This is a genomic window from Paenibacillus nasutitermitis, from assembly GCF_014641075.1.
Lineage (GTDB): Bacteria > Bacillota > Bacilli > Paenibacillales > Paenibacillaceae > Paenibacillus_Z > Paenibacillus_Z nasutitermitis.
Window position 1 is genome coordinate 1 of record NZ_BMHP01000006.1, and the last position, 17,447, is coordinate 17,447.

The 17,447-nt window shown below is 52.7% G+C and carries 10 protein-coding genes and 1 rRNA gene; 1 reads left to right on the plus strand and 10 read right to left on the minus strand.

Annotation, left to right across the window (positions count from 1 at the left end; translation table 11 throughout):
- The 8 genes from IEY46_RS28670 to IEY46_RS28705 form a co-directional block, all read right to left on the minus strand.
- A 16S ribosomal RNA gene (locus IEY46_RS28670) occupies nt 1-138 on the minus strand; the annotation flags it as partial.
- A 517-nt stretch (nt 139-655) separates the two neighbouring features.
- A complete protein-coding gene (gene ligA / locus IEY46_RS28675; RefSeq protein WP_188997624.1) occupies nt 656-2,698 on the minus strand; it encodes an NAD-dependent DNA ligase LigA in 2,043 nt (680 codons plus the stop codon).
- Between the two features lie 312 nt (nt 2,699-3,010).
- Nucleotides 3,011-5,350, minus strand: a complete 2,340-nt coding sequence (pcrA, locus tag IEY46_RS28680; RefSeq protein ID WP_188997626.1) for a DNA helicase PcrA — start codon at nt 5,348-5,350, stop codon at nt 3,011-3,013.
- A 281-nt stretch (nt 5,351-5,631) separates the two neighbouring features.
- On the minus strand, nt 5,632-6,336 hold the full coding sequence (gene pcrB / locus IEY46_RS28685) for a heptaprenylglyceryl phosphate synthase (protein WP_188997628.1): 705 nt from the start codon (nt 6,334-6,336) through the stop codon (nt 5,632-5,634).
- Nucleotides 6,337-6,354: 18 nt separating this feature from the next.
- Nucleotides 6,355-6,720 carry an STAS domain-containing protein gene (locus IEY46_RS28690; protein WP_188997630.1) on the minus strand — a complete coding sequence of 122 codons (366 nt, stop codon included), beginning with the start codon at nt 6,718-6,720 and terminating at the stop codon, nt 6,355-6,357.
- A gap of 117 nt (nt 6,721-6,837) precedes the next feature.
- The gene (locus IEY46_RS28695; protein WP_188997632.1) at nt 6,838-8,982 is read right to left on the minus strand and encodes an ATP-binding SpoIIE family protein phosphatase; all 2,145 of its coding nucleotides are present in this window, start codon (nt 8,980-8,982) and stop codon (nt 6,838-6,840) included.
- Nucleotides 8,973-10,811: an AfsR/SARP family transcriptional regulator gene (locus tag IEY46_RS28700; RefSeq protein ID WP_188997634.1), complete on the minus strand. Its 1,839-nt coding sequence runs from the start codon at nt 10,809-10,811 to the stop codon at nt 8,973-8,975. The genes IEY46_RS28695 and IEY46_RS28700 overlap by 10 nt, the downstream gene beginning before the upstream one ends.
- Nucleotides 10,812-11,030: 219 nt before the next feature.
- Nucleotides 11,031-13,613: a U32 family peptidase gene (locus tag IEY46_RS28705; RefSeq protein WP_188997636.1), complete on the minus strand. Its 2,583-nt coding sequence runs from the start codon at nt 13,611-13,613 to the stop codon at nt 11,031-11,033.
- 272 nt (nt 13,614-13,885) lie between these two features.
- Here IEY46_RS28705 and IEY46_RS28710 point away from each other — a divergent pair, with 272 nt between their 5' ends.
- On the plus strand, nt 13,886-14,854 hold the full coding sequence (locus tag IEY46_RS28710) for a sugar phosphate isomerase/epimerase family protein (protein ID WP_188997637.1): 969 nt from the start codon (nt 13,886-13,888) through the stop codon (nt 14,852-14,854).
- Nucleotides 14,855-15,065: 211 nt separating this feature from the next.
- Here the strand turns inward: IEY46_RS28710 and IEY46_RS28715 are convergent, their stop codons facing one another.
- Nucleotides 15,066-16,910, minus strand: a complete 1,845-nt coding sequence (locus IEY46_RS28715) for an S-layer homology domain-containing protein (protein WP_188997639.1) — start codon at nt 16,908-16,910, stop codon at nt 15,066-15,068.
- A gap of 195 nt (nt 16,911-17,105) precedes the next feature.
- Nucleotides 17,106-17,333, minus strand: coding sequence for a hypothetical protein (locus IEY46_RS28720; RefSeq protein ID WP_188997640.1), 228 nt, complete (start codon nt 17,331-17,333; stop codon nt 17,106-17,108).
- Nucleotides 17,334-17,447 lie beyond the last annotated feature (114 nt).

The window sequence follows — 17,447 nt, forward strand, 5'->3', positions numbered from 1 at the left end:
AGGCAGGTTGCCTACGTGTTACTCACCCGTCCGCCGCTAATTCCATTAGAAGCAAGCTTCTAATGAAATCCGCTCGACTTGCATGTATTAGGCACGCCGCCAGCGTTCGTCCTGAGCCAGGATCAAACTCTCCATAAAAGAGATCCAAAGATCTCAAAGCTTACAGATAAGCTAAAAACAGCTCATTCTTTAAAACAAAATATTGTCGGATCGACGTGATCCATATGTTCAGTTTTCAAGGAACTTGTTTGTCACTTTTTGCGGTGACAGGTGTTTATATTATCAGCTTCTGTCGAACATGTCAACACTTTGTTTTTTCTTTGTACCAACTGCTTGTGTTTGTGTTGACGGTTGCTTCAAAAGCGACAAGAAATAATGTAACACGTCCGTATATTAAATACAAGCTATTTTTCAAAAGAACTGATAATTTCTTTTCATTCCGCCCCAAGGCCTTCTAAAATGCCCGAGATTTGGTTGATTTCAGGCTCAAGCACAATACACCGGTCCCCCAATCCAATATCATGCGATCATAGAAATCAATAAAGTCCAAACCCGGTATTAATGAATTATTTGCACCCCAGGACCAAAGCTTCCTACTAATAAAAAGAACCGCAGCAGCCGCCGCGGTTCTCTAGGTAGAATGATATTGTTGAAGTTATCCGCCTAAAAGCTTGGCAAACTCCTCTTCATCCTCGATGACTGTGACCCCGAGCTCACGCGCCTTAGTCAGCTTGCTGCCTGCACTTTCGCCAGCGATAACGTAGTCTGTCTTCTTGGAGACGCTGCCGCTGACCTTGGCTCCGCAGGCCTCAAGCTTTCTCGCTGCCTCGTCTCTGGTCATGGACGTCAGTGTTCCCGTCAGAACCACGGTTTTGCCATTGAAGACACTATCGGTGCGAACAGGTGCGGTCTGCTCAGCTTCAGCCTTTACACCAAGCTTCAGCATACGATCGATGCTCATAATGGCCACAGGGTCTCGGAAGTAGTTGTAGATGCTATCCGCTACAATCCCCCCGATATCGGGCAGTGAAATCAATTCCTCAATTGATGCGCTGCGGATGGCATCCAGATTGCCCAAGCTGTCAGCCAGCATTTTCGTCGTAGCTTTGCCAGTATTGGGGATTCCCAGCGCAAACAGAAAGGCAGCTAAATCCCGCTCCTTGGACTTCTCCAAAGCGGCGATCAAATTATTAGCTTTTTTCTCGCCAAACCGGTCCAGACCGATTAAGTCATCATAAGCCAGTTCATACAAATCGGACGGATCGCGGACACCGCATTCCTCAAACAACTGCTCCGCCGTCATTACGCTGAAGGACTCGATATCCATAGCGTCGCGGGAGGAGAAATGCGTGATGCGCCCAATCGTTTGCGGCCTGCAGTTCAGCTTGTTCAAACAGAACAAATGCGCTCCACGCAGCTCAAGCGGTGTCCCGCATGATGGACAGTCTGCCGGAAACACAATTTCCTCTCCCCGCTCTTCATCCACCTTGCCGAGGATTTCCGGAATTACATCGTTGGAACGACGGATAAAAACATCGGTGCCCAAAGCGAATTTAAGGTTCTTGCGTTCGATATCGCCAACATTGTTCAGCGTACAGTTCTGCACGGTCACTCCAGCTAGCTCTACCGCCTCTACCCGTGCAACGGGGGTGATTTTGCCCGTACGCCCAACCTCCCATGAAACCGACTCCAGCTTTGTTGTCGTTTCCTCGGATTCAAATTTGTATGCCACGGCCCAGCGCGGGAATTTGTCCGTATAGCCCAGCGCCTGCCGCGTCCGCATATCTGTCAGCTTCACGACAGCGCCATCAATCAAATAATCAAGTTCGGCACGCTTGAGAGCGATCTTCACCAACTCTTCCTGCACGTCTTCGATATTGTCGTAATACTCCGTATAAGGATTAACCTTGAAGCGGTTTTCTTTAAGGAAGTCCACCATTTCCCGGTGATTGTCAAAGGCGACGCCTTCCGCATACCCCACGTTATAGAAATAAGCGTTTAGTTTGCGCTCCGCCGTCAAGCGCGGATTCTGGTTGCGCAGCGCGCCAGCCGCTGCGTTCCGTGCATTTTTAAGCGGCTCGGCCGCGGTCTGATTATAGGTATGCAAAACGGACAGGTTCATGATTCCCTCACCCTGAACCTCAATGACGCCGTCTTTAAACGGAATCGTCAAAGGGATGGATTTGATTGTTTTCACCTGGGCGAGAATCCCTTCCCCCGTGACGCCATTCCCCCGTGTGGCCGCCTGAACAAGCTTGCCCCTGTCATAAGTAAGATTAAGCGTAAGACCGTCAAATTTCTGTTCAATGACGTAGGTGGGATCGGGAAGCGGCGTCACATCGGGATTTTTCGCGTTAAAGTCGGCAATTGCTTTGCAAACACGATTATTCCACGTGACAAGTGCATCCTGATCCTGAGCCTTGTCAAGGCTCCACAGCCTTGATAGGTGGCGGTGGGGCAAAAAGCCTTTGAGAATTTCCCCGCCCACCCGAAGCGTAGGGGAATCGGGCAGTACATGAAGGGTTTGTTGCTCCATTGATACAAGCTCGTCATAAAGAACATCATATTCTTTATCGCTGATTGTCGGGTTATCAAGGGTGTAATAGTTGTAATTGAAGTGCTCGATTTGGTCAATCAGTTCCCTCATGCGCGCAAGCTGCTGCGGCTCAATGCTGTTTTCCGGCTGGATTGGGGGCATCGGACAAACCTTCCTTTCCTAAAGTGTGGCTTCCTGGAATCATTTCGCTTTAAAATAATGGTTGCAATCACTATTCTCTATATGCAAGCTTGAGCCAACAAGCCTGATAACATACCTTGGACCTTGGGCGATTTAACGGTCCCGATCAAACTAACGCCTTCCATCGAATAAATATTTCCAGGACCTTGACAGGAAAGAAACGGCCGCTCTGTCAAGCGACCGCTGCTGCAGTTCCACAGCAAGAGAAATTCCTTCTCTGGCCACGTAATTGCATGTTTGTTATCTGCTGCCAGCCATGGCCAACTTGCAGTCCTAGACTTTGGTAATCGGTGCAAAGCTCGCGAGCAGCTTCTTCAGACCGACCGGGGCAGGAAAAGCGATCTGCAGCTCCCTGTCATTGCCGCTGCCGCGCACGGCAACCACCGTGCCCACGCCCCATTTGGCATGCGAAACCTTGTCGCCTGCTGCAAAATCGCGCGCACCTTCGCCGCCGGCCGCAGCTGCGCCGCCGGCCGTGCGGGCTGCATCCAGCGGCGTGCTGACCCTCACGCCGCCCGCAGTTGCCGCCGGAGCGCCTGGCGCGGGCCGTCCCGCAGCTCCGCCGCGGAAACCAAACCCGGCACCACCACCTGAAGCCCCGCCATAGCGGCTGCCTGCCCCGATGCCGGAACCGGCCTGACGCCCGCCGTACGAGGAGGAAGCGACCGCCTTCACTTCGCCGGGCACTTCCTCAAGGAAACGAGATGGCGGATTTGCACTCGTGCGCCCGAACAGAGTCCGCATCCGCGCGCAGGTGAGATAAAGCCGCTCCTCCGCCCGGGTAATGCCGACGTAAGCCAGCCGGCGCTCTTCCTCCAACTCATCATTGTCCATCAAGGTGCGGCTGTGGGGGAATACTCCCTCCTCCATGCCGATAATGAATACGATCGGAAACTCCAGGCCCTTGGCACTGTGCATGGTCATCAGCACAATGGCATCCTTGACTCCGCCGTCAGGCTCTTCCTTGTTCATGGAGTCTATATCCGCGATGAGCGCCAGGTCCGTCAGGAAGGAAACCAGCGACTTATCTTCATTTCGTTTCTCAAAATCCTGGGTCACAGACAGGAACTCGTCGATATTCTCCAGACGCGCTTTCGATTCCAGCGTATTCTCGCGCTGCAGTTCGTCGCGGTATCCGCTTAATTCCAGCACTTTCTCCGTTAATTCCGTCACGGATAAATACTCCACCATCCGCGTCACATTATCGATGACGTCACGGAATTCCTTCAAGGCGCCGCGCGCCCTGCCGGTAATATCCAGCCAGTCAAGCTGCTCCAGAAGGGCAAAGATGGAGATGCCCCGTTCCGCAGCCTGCTCGGAAAGCCTGGCAACGGTCGTATCGCCGATGCCGCGCTTGGGCACATTGACAATCCGTGCGAAACTTATATCGTCGTCCGGATTGGAAATAAGCCGCAGATAGGCGAGCAGATCCTTGATTTCTTTGCGGTCGTAGAAGCGAATGCCTCCGACGATCTGATAAGGAATATCGGATTTGATCAGTGTTTCCTCAATGACCCGCGACTGGGCGTTGGCGCGGTACAATATCGCATGGTCGGCAAACTTGCGGCCTTGCGACACATTCTTGCGGATTTCCGAGGTGATGTAATACCCCTCTTCATGCTCCGAATCTGCCTGATAGACCGTAATCGATTCCCCTTCGCCCCGATCTGTCCAAAGCTTCTTGGGCTTACGGCTGCTGTTCTGCTTGATAACGGCATTTGCCGCATTCAGAATATTCGCTGAAGAGCGGTAGTTCTGCTCCAGCATGATTGTTCTCGCCTCCGGATAATCCCCTTCAAAATTTAATATATTGGTGATATCCGCCCCCCGCCAGCGGTATATCGATTGATCGCTGTCGCCGACTACGCAAATATTATGATGCTTGTCGGCGAGCATTTTACAAAGCATGTACTGGGCTCTGTTCGTATCCTGGTATTCATCCACATGAACAAAACGGAACTTGTTTTGATAGAAGTTCAGGACATCGGGTTCATCCGTGAACAGCTTGATGGTCATCATGATTAAATCGTCAAAATCCAGCGAGTTGTTGCTTTTCAGCCGCTTCTGGTAGGACTTGTATACCTTCGCGACAATTCCGTCGAAATAATCGCCGACCTTGTTTTCGAAGCGCTCGGGTGTAATAAGTTCATTCTTCGCGCCGCCGATCGCCGCCTGCACGCTTTTGGGCTCGAATTTCTTAATATCGATATTCAGATCCTTCATGCAGTTGCGGATAACCGAGAGCTGGTCGGCCGAGTCCAGAATGGAGAAGCTGGAGGAGAAACCGATCCGGCTGATGTCCTTGCGCAAAATACGCACGCACATGGAGTGAAAGGTGGAAACCCAGATATCCTGCCCGCTCGGGCCGACAAGCGCCGAGACCCGCTCCTGCATCTCCCTCGCCGCTTTATTCGTAAAGGTGATGGCCAGAATACTCCACGGCGCAACACGCTTCTTCTCGATCAAATAAGCAATCCGGTGCGTAAGCACACGGGTCTTGCCGCTGCCTGCACCAGCCATAATAAGAAGAGGACCGTCCGTTGCCAGCACGGCTTCTTGCTGCGGAGGATTCAACTTCTTTACCGCGGCGTCAATTCCAATATTATTCAGCATAGAGATAAACAAGCTCCTTTCAGCTTGTCGGGAAACCCGATTCATTAGAAATTCAGTATGAAATAATAGGTCTTGTTCGCATTTGTTCGCCTCTCTTCAGGATAGACAACCGGGCGGGCCGTGTCAATTGTTATCCTTTGCCTGAAACGACTCTTTCCAAGATCCTCAAGTCCGTTCGCATGCGCTGCGCCAATAACAGCAAAAAATAAAAAACGGCTTTCGTAGGCGAACCGCTCTATATGAAACCGATTCGTCTATGGAAACCGTTCTTGTTTGTACTATTACAAAAGTTCTGCGCAGCGTACCGCTCCCACTGTCTGCAAAGCCTGCTCCAGGCTCTCATAAACCGCGTTGCCGACGATCACCGTATGGGCAGCTTCCGCGGCCTGCCGCGCTTTCCCGGGGGTGTCGATGCCGCCGCCATAAAATAATCTTGCGCCCTGCAGCCGCCGGCGCATCCGTGCGACCAGAGGCAAATCTCCGAACATGCCGCTGTATTCCATATAGACGACGGGCAGATGCATTAACCGGTCCGCCATATAAAGGTAAGCCTCAACCTCTTCCACACTGAGCTCCGTATCGGCTTCGCTGACCTTCGCTGCAGTCGATTCGCCATTGAGCATCAGATAACCCTGCGCGCTCGTCTCCTGCCAGGGAATAAAGGCGCCAAATTTACGGAGTGCCTGCACCTGCCGTCCAATTACCCACTCCACGCGGGACGTATTGAGCACCATAGGGATAAAATAATGATCGAATCCCGGCACAGCCGCCTCCTCATCCGACACCTCCAGCGCGCAAGGCACTTCATAGCGTCTGATCCGCGAGAGCAGCTCAACCGTATTGTCATAGGTCACCCCGCTGGATCCGCCAACGATGATGCCGTCTGTTCCCGAAAGACAAACCGCATCAAGTGCTTCGTCCGTCAGGCTCCGGTCTGGATCCAGTTTAAACAGATGTCTCCACGTGCTGTAAATCTCCGCTTGCATCTACCATTCCTCCAACTTCTACAATTCCAATGCTTCAATCCGTTGGATGACGGCAAATTCATTGGGATAAAGCATGAGATATTCCGTTAATCCCACCATTCGAAACAGCTTCTCATAGTGGGCTGTTACTCCCCAGGCAAACGTGTGCACGCCAGCTTTGCGTCCCATTCGCGCGAGCCGGATGAGAACAGCCATCCCGCCGCTGTTGATATAGGTAACCTTCGTTAAATCAAGCGCCATGAACCGGATGCTTTTGCCCAGTTCCACCTCATTCTCAAGTCCCGACAACAAACCGTTCTCTGCGGCTTTGGTCAATTCTCCGCCAAGCTTTAATACGATGCCGTTTGGAAATTCCCGGGTCTCCATTGTAAAGGATTGCTCCATTGCTTTACCGCCTCCTCTCCATTAACTTTGTTTACAGGACATAATCAGACAAAATCTGAATACCGGTCCTTCCGGAAAGCCGATTTTGTGTATAATCAATCACCTTTTGAAAGGGTTCTAACTCGGTTTGATTTTCCGCAAGAAATACAGCTCGGTATAAAAACCGCGGTCGTCGCGGCCTGTAGCCCAATAATCAGCCAGTGAATCGATAATAACCAGTCCCCATCCCCGGGGATCGTCAGATTCGCGTTTCTTGGTCATTTCCTCTTCTGCTTTGGAAGCACGGGGGAAGTAGCCTCCGCCCTCATCATAGATCTTGAACACCGCCAGACGGCTTCCAATTTGGGCAAGTACCGTCACATAAGTGGAGGGATGGAGCTTGTTGCCGTGCTCAATGGCGTTGATCATCGCCTCGGCCATGGCGCTTTGCACATCCTCGCGAATATTGGATTCGGGCCAGCTTTCCTCAATCCATTCGCCCAACTCCAGTGCCACGGCTCTCTCCTCGCCCAGCCTGCTTGGGATCGACCATTCTCTGGACATAAATTGGTTCTGGATAAACTGCGCAGCGTCTCCGCGTTCCGATGCCACCGCATCGAGCTGCGAGAGCGCACTCCGGTAAGGCCCGGCAAGCTCGAGGATCACGACGGTCCGGTCATCGCTGCCGGCTCCGCTCCGCTGGTCCATCCGGACCAGCCAGCTGTCCACCCGCTGTACGATATCTTCACGCGCCTGCCAGGTGGACAACTCCGATTCCAGTCCTTCAAAACTGTACATTTTTCCTTCCTCATCAACCGCTTCAATCAAGCCATCCGTATACAGGACGAACCGGTCGCCGGGGTGCAGCTGCAGCGAGACTTCCTCATAAACCGCTTCCGCATCGAACCCGATTGGAAGAGAGCTGCAGTCCACCCCACGGAAGCCCCCGTCAGCCATGACGATATAGGGCGACAGATGTCCGGCGCTGGCATACTGAACCGTATCAGCCGTTAAATCGATCACTCCGACGCCAATGGATACCGACCCTTCATTTCCCATCGCCTCGCAAATTTGGCGGTTCATGCGCTGAAGCACCTGACCCGGACTGCCGTTACGCCTGATCTCCGCACGAAACAAGAGCAGCAAGGCTGACATCAGCAACGCGGCAGGCATGCCTTTACCGGAAACATCCCCAATCATCACGGCAAAGCGGCCCGGACTGAGCGACACAACATCGAAGAAATCACCACCCACTTCCCGGTAGGGCTGGCATCGCGCTACGATCCGGTAGGATCCGATTGTCAAATCCCCCGGGGGCAGCAGCTTCTGCTGTACATTATAAGCAAGCTTCAGCTCCCGCTCCAGCGACTCGTATTCACGATCGATCCGGCTTTGCAGCTCATTGAAAGCCACAGCCAGCTCTCCGGCTTCGTCATGCGAGATGACCGGCATCTTGCCGCTAAGCTGCCTGCGCCCTCCCACAAGTCCTCTGATGCTGCGGACAAGTCCCCTCAGCTCCCGTCTGAACTGCAGCGTAACATAATAAAAAAGGGCAAGTCCCATTACAAAATAAAACAAAGCGATTTGACCGAATTTAATCGTGTAGTCCGGGTCATGCGAAGCTCCGGCAATGACGGCTAGCCGAAACAAATGAAGCAGCGCAACCAGAAAGGTACTGGCAAAAGTAAATAGAAGCGGATGCGCTATTGAAGCGCGGCCGATAAAACTCCCTGGCCATGGCTGCAGCTGAAGGATAATGGGCCGCAAGAGCCACCTCACCGAAGTGAAGATAAGAATGGCGACCGTTATAACCAGGCTCATTTCGCCTGCCAACGCGCCAAATAGAGAAAGCCAGTCAAACTGCTGCATACCGTGGATAATCCCAGTGCGGATCAAAAGAATGCCATGATACATAACCAGGACGATCAGCCCGGAAATCTTCAACCCGATCAGAAGCTCGTAAGGCAAGCGGAACAGCCGCTCAAGCGCGCTGCGGGTCGCCTGTTCCGAATGATCTCCGCCGAGCGCCAGAAAAACCGGGCCAAGCCGCCAGTTGGAGATACCGGCCAAAACCAAGGTGCCCGCTAAGATCGCCAGCAGCGTTAATGGCGCTTTCAACGGCATCAGGTCATGAAAGGAACGGTTGAAAATAAATATATTCTCCGCGTGCAGAACGATCATTCCCGTTAGCAGCGATAAGAGATATACCAGCAGTAGACGCTTGATAAGCGTTCTTGCGGAGCATGCCGAAAGCGGAGAGTCGGTAATATGTTTTATTTCCATAACAATTGTGTAATCTCCTCGTTCGGTTCAATATCAAGGCTTTCTTTGCACATTCTTTCCAGACGCTTGTACCAGCCCACTGCTTCTGATCTGCGTCCTTTGTCAAGATAATGACGAATGATGGTTTCATAGGCTTCTTCCTGCTCAGGACGGAGCGCGACCCACTCGGAGAGGCACTGCTCCACTCTCATATCATCCTCCATATCCATATGATAAATAGCCAGCCGTTTGAGCATAATCGTCTGCCGGTCCAGCATTTGATCGCGCATCCGGTCCAGCCATTCCGCGCCAGGCAGCTCCGTTCCGAGCTGCCCATATAAAGGCAGCGCTTCTTCATACAACCGGCAGGCCGCTTCCCGGTCATCCACCCACAGCTGGTCCCCAACCCGTGACAAGGTCATAAAGGTTTCGGCATCCACCTGATCCACCATTTGCTCATCCGCTGCAATGACTCCACGCCTGGCGTAAACAGGATCGTTTGATATTCCCATATCCTTCAGCGACTGCCTCAAGTCATGAAGGGTCACATAGAGCTGATTTGAACGTTTGGCGGGATCGCCTTCGCCGAACACACGGTCAATCACCTGTTCCCGATTCGCCTTGTATCCAGGCTGCAGCAGTAAATAGACCAGCAGCTCGCCCGCCTTGCGCCGCTTCCATATCGGTTCGGCAACAGCGCCGTTATAAAGCGATGTGAAACTGATGCCGTCGATCAGCTTGACCCGCCACCGCATTGGCGAATCAGGGAGTTCCTTTACTTCCTCTTGCGAATATTCCGGGGAATGCTCCGGCTTCTCCACACTTTCTGCGGGCTTAGGCAAGCCCTTTGGCTGTCGGTCGTCGGTACCTTGATAGCCGTCCCTCGAACTGGTGGACAAGGAATTCAGATCCAGCAGGGACATGCCCAGCTCCGCAGCTAATCGGAGCGATGATGGAGTCGCCACCAGCTGATGCAACCGGTCCATAGTCTCCAGTGCGATCGCGGCAGATGCCGCATCTTTCTCTGCGATCAGCTGCCGGGCTTTGGCTGCAGCGGCAAAGATCTGGATTTCAATATCATCGGCAAACCGCTGATCCGGGTCAATGTCCGCATCATCCAGCAGGACAGCTTTGCAAAGACAAGCATATCTCGCAGGAAGCCGGCTGCATTGGTCCGGCGTAGCGCTTTTATTTTTGAGAATCTGATAGAGGGCCTCACTGTATGGATGTTCTGTCATATTCCGGTTTAACCAATGCATCCATAGGCTCCACTCCGGCTCGGCCACCGTCTGCGCATTAAATAACAGCCGGTCCAACAGGACAAACCCGGTCCACTCGGGCTTGCCCTCCAGCCGGAAGCGCTCTGCCGATGCCAGAAAAAGAGACTCCGCCACCGAATGATTAGCCTCCAAATTGCCGCTTTCATTCGCTTCGGAACGTGCGATCGCCCACGGTACAAACCCGCTGCATCCTTCGGGTGTGCGCATCCACTCCTGACGGAGAAGAGCGACAAGCGGCCGCGACTCCTGTAGATCGCCCACCTGCTCATAGAGAAGCGCCAGCATTCCCATCATCGTCAGCATGGAGGTTTCATCGGCCTGGGCTGCGAAACCCTTCAACGCCGTTTCAAGCAGCTGCTGCGTCTCCACCAGACGTCCCTGCAGCAGCCCGTCCTCGCACTCTGCCCGCAGCAGAAGCGGCGATTTCATGCGGATATCCTGAGGAATGGCAGCCAGCTTCTCCATGGAAAGCGTCTTTCCGTCAAGCAGGGCTTGCTCCATATTCAGCGTCACACTTAACCAATCTTCATTGTGTATCAGTGGTTTATTGTTTTGGCTTTTATGCATCATCACCACGTTCACCTTTACCTGCCAAGCATTTGCCCGTAAGGCTGCAAACACTTGCAGAATAGAGTAATTATTGCTACTATTCGCTCTGCTTTGCGGAAATCCTTCCCTCCATGCCTCGCAGGCACGAATCCGAAGTGTTCCGATTGCAGGGATTATGGCCGATTCCGGCCTCTATTTTAAAAAAGGAGGACTTGAATTGCAGTCCTCCTCCTACCTGATTTATTTAACCAATTGTCCCCGCGTTACTCCCAGCTGATTGGTTGCTTTCAAGCTTCGCCATACACGTGTGCCGCTGATCCGTCCGGCAATGGCATCGCTGTACAAATCAATGACCTCGTGCACCTTCTCCGCCGTTTCCTCCAGAAATTCCACACGGAACGAGCCTACGCCAAGATCCATGAACTGCCCGAGATACTCCGCGCCCGACTGCTCAATGGCATTATAAACGGTATTTCGGCAGCCTTCATCAACCCGAACCGGGTGCGACATGCCGATCCGATCCTGAAGGGAGACACGCTTCTCCTCGCAAGGACGTCCGCAATTGGTGAAATCGGTGCCTTCGCTAAGGAAGGTGCAATAGACGCAATGCTCCGTATGAAACATTGGCAAATGCTGATGAATCACAACTTCAAGTTTGGAGGTATCCGTGCTGCGCAGCAGATCAAACATTTGCTGGACATTCAAATCGTAAGACGGCGTAACAAGATCGCAGCCCGACTCCGTGAACAGCGATGCCGCCTTGTGATTGGCGATATTCAGGGAGAAATCTCCGATCAGCTTCGGAAACGGGCCTTCTGGCCGCTCCATGCGCGCCTTCAAATAATAATAAAGCGCGCCGGTGTTGCGGACAAGCACGGCATCCGGCTGGAGCTTTAGAATATTCGCATGGTAACCGTTCTCCCCCGGCATATGGATCCGCGGAGTGGCAAGCGCGATGGGCATCCCCGCGCTCCGGGCCAGCTCCATGGCGGCGGGAAACTGCTTGATGAATTCAAAATCGGCATAAACCATGCCGACTTTCGAACGTACCGCCGCCTCCACCTGAGGCAGGCTGCGGCAAAGCGCCGTCAGTCTTGCCGCTTCAGGGCGCGCTTCCGCCGTGCGGCCTGGCGCCCGGGACAGAGCCTGCAGCGCCGCTTCTGCGCTGCCGGCCTCCGGCTTGGACGGACCGGCGGCCTCTCCGCCTGCATCCGCATAAACATCTACCGCCCGCTTCACATATACGGGCGGTTTGGGACGCTCGCCCGTGAGCCGCTCCACCGCTTCGCGGCGCATGCGGTTCAGCTCGCGGATGGGCACGATCAGATCGCCTTCCAGCTCCGCTTCAAGCGATTCCAGCTGATACACCGTGCCGCCAAGCCTGCCCAGCTGTTCTTCCAGCAGCACCTGATCCATCGGACGTTTCTGAGCCTGCTCAAGAGGCAGCTCGGAAACAATCTCCACCGTATTTCCTTTCTGCACATCCGTCCACCAGGAATGCAGGGGCTGGCCCTGCTTTCCGCTGACTTTAATATGCATCGGGAAGACGCGGTACGGCTTCTCGGTCTCGAACGAAGCCCGTAATCGCTTGTCCAGGGCCGGGTCGCCTGTTTTCCAGACACGGTCGCCAACATGAACGCGGCGCAAGTCGACATCGCTGCGCCCCGGCACGATGTCAAGCAGCGTGCCTTCCTGGGCTTCGCCCTCGATCTTCACGCCCTGGCGGCGGATATCGTAGACGCGCCCGCCTTCTTCTTTCTTCGTCGGATCGCCCGCATCAAAAACGATGCCGTCACCGCGTTTGAGCGGAGCCTCCAGACGGCAGACTACGCCGTCGCGGAGCACACGCTCCACCCGTCCCAGATAGACGCCGCGGCTTTTGGGAAAAGTCCCTTCAACAAGCTGCTTATTGTTGGTTCCGCTCAGAAACCCATGTGTAAAACCGCGTGAGAAGCTTTGCTGCAGTTCCCGGACTTCCTCTTTGGAAGGGGCCGAGCGGTCCCCGTCAAAATAACGGTCGATCGCCTTCCGGTATTTGCTTACAACGTTCGCCACATACTCCGGGCTTTTGAGTCGGCCTTCGATTTTGAACGAGGTCACGCCCGCTTCTATCAGCTCCGGCATAATATCGATAGCAGCCAGGTCTTTCGGCGACAGCAGGTACGTCACATCCCCCATCGGCTTATGCACCCCGTCCACCATCAAATCGTAAGGCAAACGGCAGGCCTGCGCGCATTCACCGCGGTTTGCCGAGCGCCCGCCCCACATTTCCGACGTCAGGCATTGCCCGGAGTAGGACACGCAGAGGGCACCGTGCACAAACACTTCCATCGGAAGCTTCGCCTGCTGGCCGATCGTCCGGATCTGTTTCAGATTATTCTCCCGGCCAAGCACAACCCGTTCAATATGAAACGGTTTGGTAAATTCCACTGCCTCCGGTGAGGTTATGGTCATTTGGGTCGAACCATGAATCGGAAAATCCGGTGAAAGCTCACGGATCAGCTTCACCAGCCCAAGATCCTGGACGATTACCGCATCCACACCCGCATCGATACATGCCTCGATCAGACGTTTCGCGTCCTCCAGTTCGTTTTCAAACACCAATATATTAAACGTTAAGAAGCCCTTCACCCCATAGCTGTGAAGAAAAGCCATGATTTCCGGAAGCTCATCGGTCTGAAAGTTATTTGCCCGCGCCCGCGCGTTGAATTTCTCCACACCGAAAAACACGGCATCCGCTCCATTTGCCACCGCCGCGCGCATACAGTCCCAATCGCCCGCCGGGGCCAGCAGCTCAACATCTTGCCTGTTCAACGTTACCATCTTTCCTTTTCGCCATCCTATCTGTTCTTTCCTATTTCCTCTAAGTGTAACAGAGCAAGCCCTTTGATTCCACAAGCAACTGATTCTAATGTGTCTGTATATTTTGGAACTCCCATGCACCCCACCTCGCCGGTTAGCGCTTTCATGTTTTAGCTCTCTTTGTATGCCATTTTGCTATTGGGCCAGCAGAGCCTTATCGATTCAATCCGGGGCATGCTATACTAGAGTCATTCACCAGCTGTCCACTATGATCAGGAGGTATCGATAAACTTATGAAACTTGGCGTATTTTCCGTATTGTTTGCACAAAAAACGTTTGAAGAGTCTCTCGATTACATTGCGTCCAAAGGATTGGAAGCGATCGAAATCGGCACAGGCGGTTATCCAGGCAATGCCCACTGCGATCCTGAAGCGCTGCTGGCCGATGAAAACAAGCTGAAAGCATTCAAGGATGCCATTGACGCACGCGGCCTGACTATCAGCGCGCTCAGCTGCCACGGCAACCCGCTGCATCCGCAGAAAGCCATTGCCAGCGAGCATGACGCCGCAATCCGCAGCACGATCAAGCTTGCTTCAAAGCTGGGTGTTACGGTAGTCAACACGTTCTCCGGCTGCCCTGGCGACCATGAGGACGCCAAATATCCCAACTGGCCGGTCGCGCCTTGGCCGAATGATTATCAGGATATTCTGAAATGGCAATGGGAAGAGAAAGTCATTCCGTACTGGTCCGAAATCGCCAAGCTCGCCGACGAGCATAATGTAAAAATCGGGCTTGAGCTGCATGGCGGCTTCTCTGTACACACCCCGGCTACCCTGCTGCGCCTTCGTGAAGCTGCGGGCGATGCAATCGGCGCCAACCTGGACCCGAGCCATATGTGGTGGCAGGGTATCGACCCTGTACAGGCCATACATATTCTGGGCCGTGCAGGTGCGATTCATCACTTCCACGCCAAAGATACGTCGATCGATCCGATCAATGTAAACAGCCATGGCGTAACGGATATGCAATCCTATACATTGATGCTGGACCGGGCTTGGCAGTTCCGTACGGTCGGCTACGGCCACGACATGAAAACATGGGCAGATATCATCAGCGCCCTTCGCCTTGTCGGGTATGACTATGTGGTCAGCATCGAGCATGAAGATGGCCTGATGTCCGTTGATGAAGGCTTCACTAAAGCGGTGCAAAATCTTCAGCAAATCCTCATTAAAGAACCGGTTGGCGATATGTGGTGGGTGTAAGACGGCCATCTATCTAATTAAACGAAAACTCCAGTCCCGCAATCAAGCGGAGCTGGAGTTTTTTTTTGCCTTATGGAGTTTATATGTTTCACGCATATAAATTTCTATAAGGTCTAAGGGAAGAAACTAGCTTTGCCGCCAGAGGACGGCGCAGCCGTTTCTTCCTTGGATGCTGGAATGCAGGAGAATCATTGCCTCTATAAATTCAGTACTACTGCCCGGGTACGAACACTTCGAATAAATGCTGCAGGATTATATAGGTCTGTTCATGGGTTAACAGCCCCCGCGGGCCGAACTTTTCTTTCCCCACTCCGTTCATCAGCTGCAATTCCACCGCACGGTAAACCGGCGCCTTGGCCCAGGGAGAAATGTTCCCTTCATCGGCAAAGACAGGGACAGCAGCGTCTTGAGCATTCTCCTCTTCAAGCTGCTCGGATTGACTTAGCGCATCGAAAAGACGGATCAGCATCACAGCCGCTTCCTGTCTGGAGATGGTCCGGTCCGGTGAAAAGGTTCCGGGGGCAGTCCCCGTAATGATTCCGGCATGAACCGCTTTTGATATGTAATCATCATCAATATCCTTGAAAGGCGTCGGTGTCGTTTCCAACGGCATGTTCCGAATGTTTTCATACAGCAGGGCCGCCATGACGGCAAAACGGTAGCGGCTGATCGGCTCCTGATAGTCTTCATCAAAGAAAGCGCCGATAATGCCATTGCTCTTGGCCTTCCGGTAATCCGCAAGCGCCCAGGCGCTGACCTGTTTGGATTTATCGGGTTTTACGACATCGACAAAGATCTCCTGATTTTGTTGAAAATAGGATTTTAACAAAATGCGCGTCTGTCCAATTCCTTCTGCTTTGATATAACCGTTCCAATCCACAACCGCAACCGCAGCGTTCTGCGAACTGAAACTGAATTCCCCTTCCGTCCCCTGCGGAAAGCTGGTATTTACTTGCATCTGCTCGCCTTTAACCAGCTTTATTTCTTTGACTCTGGAGGTCACGACCGGTGTCATCTGAAAAAAAGTCGTATTGAAGTTTACTTCGGCAGCCTGTCCGTCATTATTGTAAAGTCCGGTAATCCGGACACTGAATTGATCATCACCGTCCAGGAAAGATGACAGTTTATCCGGCCTGAAAATAATACAAAACGGAATCCCAAAACCGCTGGTCTCCACATTCATATACCGTCCCTTTGTATCCTTGTCCAGCCCCTGGAAGCTCCAAGTCTTCTGGTCCCTTGTGCGCGTCAGCGTGACACGGATACCGGCAACCTGCTTGTTGTCATAAATATCCGGGTTAAGCGATACCGACCATGCATCCTGCGGCTTGAACAACTCGCTCGGGAAATAGCCGGCTGACGGCCAGCTGACATAATCATAAGCCACCTCATCCTTGGAACGGTCCCGGTTAAATGCATACATGGACGCGTACGGATAGTGCTGCTCGCCTTGCACGAACCCGAACATCGTTTTTTTCATAACCGGATTCAAAATCCAGCGGCGGTGTCCTACCCGGTCAATATTGCTTGTATCGCTGTCGGACATATAACCCAGCACATTGCTGTACAAGGTCGGATCGCCCGCGTATAAATTGCTTGAACCCGCCCCCTTGTAGCCAAGATCAAACAGTTCCTCCTCCATATCCGCGGGTCTTGAAGGCGTGTGGGTCAGCTTGTCGTTAACGGCATTAACGAGCGCCGCCGCCTGCTGCTGCTGCTGCAGGTCCCAGTCCGGCTCGATATCATCAGGCAAACCGGCCAAGTACCTTACAAAATTAACAGCCCTGATTCCATCCACGATATAATCGGACTTGAGCTTGCCCCCTGCATACGGTACGGCAAGAACAGGCTGCTGTTCGTATATGGCCGCTTTGCTCATATAATCGAAGCCCATTTCCATCGGTTTGTATGTATTCCACTTTAAAACAATGTCTTGTTTGCTGCGTTCCCCCGTACTCTCCTGCACATCCTTGCCGAAAACGATGGTACCTCCGGCCAGGCTCATAAAGGCAGTTGTCAACAGTGCAATGAGGAATGTCTTGGGCCTCCATATCATCGCGTGCTCAGCTCTCCTTATGTAAAAACGGTTATTAGTTCTCTTCTTTTGAATTATAAACAATTCCCATGCGGATTGAAAATGGGGCAGTGGATAGACCGCATATGTAAAAAAAGCCGCAATAGTCTTGGTCGTCCAAGACTACTACGGCTTGTTATGTGGGCATGTGAATCTTACTCGCTCAGCGTCGAAGATCTATGCTAACCAGACTTTAAATATCATGACATAATCAGCAAACAGGAACACGAGTGTCGAAACAGCTGTAAATGCGATTGCAAAAAGGTTTTTCTTTGAACGGGCTTTCCAAAGGCGAACCAGCCCAATCAACAGAACAATGGTGAACACCAGCATCATAATATCGAAAGGATCGAACTTCTTAATGGTACTGGCAGTCTCGGCAGCATCAGCAGCAAGAAAAAACATGGGTGAACCTCCTTCATTTTCGCACGTAGCCTATATTAGTTTATGTTAGCCTGAGCGGGCCTTTGTTGCAAGTCCGAAATGCGAATCGTAACAAGTTTGTCACCATTTCGATGC